This is a genomic window from Actinomadura rugatobispora, from assembly GCF_042656285.1.
GTDB classification, from domain to species: Bacteria; Actinomycetota; Actinomycetes; order Streptosporangiales; family Streptosporangiaceae; genus Spirillospora; species Spirillospora rugatobispora.
The window spans coordinates 1-1414 of sequence record NZ_JBHSON010000231.1; the positions used below are offsets into that span (position 1 = coordinate 1).

Sequence of the window (1414 nt, forward strand, 5' to 3'; positions counted from 1 at the left end):
CTAGTAGGGCTTTGTTAGTTCGTCATGGTGGGTGCTGGTGGCATGTGGGGCATCGGCCGCTCCAGGTGGCGAGCAGCACTTGGAGCTGTTTGAGAATCTTGTAGAGACTCAGGCCGCCCCGGCCGCTTTTGGGCTGGCCAGGCGTAGTTCGGTGAGGAAGAGGTGTGCGGCCGAGGCCAGGGTGACGTGGCGGTGCCAGCCGGTCCAGGAGCGGCCCTCGAAATGGGTGAGGCCGAGGCCGGTCTTGAGTTCGCGGTAGTCGTGTTCGATCCGCCAGCGGATCTTGGCCAGGCGTACGAGGGTCTTGATCGGGGTGTTTTCGGGCAGCGTGGAAAGCCAGTAGTCGGTGGGCTCGGGCTCACCGGGCGGCCACTCGGCCAGCAGCCAGCACGCGGGCACACTGCCGTCGGCGGCTTTGGGGATGTCCCGGTTGGCGGGACGTACCCGGATCGCGGTGAAGCGTGAACGCAGTTTGGCGGTGGGGTTGGCCGCGGTCTTCCTGGTGCCCTGGCGCCAGGTCACCCGCCGCAGGCTCGCGCGGCCGGCGGCCAGCACCAGGTCACGGAGGTTGGAGGCATCCCCGGCGTAGCGTGGCCCGGGCGGGCGGCCGCGTCCGCAATAGGCCGGCGTGACCGGCACCGCGTCGCCGTCGTAGGCGCTGGTGGCGGCCTTGACAGCCATCACATAGCCGATGCCGCGCTCGGTCAGTCCCAGCCGGAAGGTGGTGTTGTCGCCGTATCCGGCGTCACCGACGACCAGCGGCGGCATGTGCCCCCAGGCGGCCAGTTCGTCGATCATGTCCAGGACGAGCCGCCATTTGGGACGATGCCGTACCTGATCGCCGATGCCGCAGCGCCTGCGCCGCTCGGCGATCCGCCCCGCCTCCTGCGGATCGGCGGCCAGCGTGTCATCCCACCGCTCGGGCATGAACAAACGCCAGTTCAGCGGGGCCGAGCAGGCGTCGGTGACCGCATGCACGCTCACCGCGATCTGGCAGTTGGTCACCTTGCCCGCCGTCCCGGTGTACTGCCGGGCCACACACGGCGACCCGTCCCCGTCCTTGAGGTGTCCGGTGTCGTCCAGAAGCCACGCCTCCGGCTCCACCACCCGCAGCGACCGATCCGCCAACCTCCGCCGCACCGCCACGAAATCCCACGTCGAGGACGTGATGAACTGCTGCAGCCGCTGATGATCGACCCCCAGGCGCTCGGCCATCGGCTGCATCGACTTACGCCGCCCGTCCAGCATCAGCCCCCGCAGATACAGCCCGCCGTTCAAGCGCTGCTCACGACGCGCGAACGGCGTGAAAATCTCACCCGCGAAGTCCTCAAGACGGCCACGAACCTCAGCCAGCTCAGCCGGAGTCACACCAAGATCATCCCATATGATACCGAACTAACAAAGTCCTACTAGG

The 1414-nt window shown here is 67.8% G+C and carries 1 protein-coding gene; it reads right to left on the reverse strand.

Annotation, left to right across the window (positions count from 1 at the left end):
* Positions 1-108: 108 nt before the first annotated feature.
* A complete protein-coding gene (locus ACFPZN_RS56000; RefSeq protein WP_378293577.1) occupies positions 109-1368 on the reverse strand; it encodes an IS701 family transposase in 1260 nt (419 codons plus the stop codon).
* Between the last annotated feature and the right edge of the window lie 46 nt (positions 1369-1414).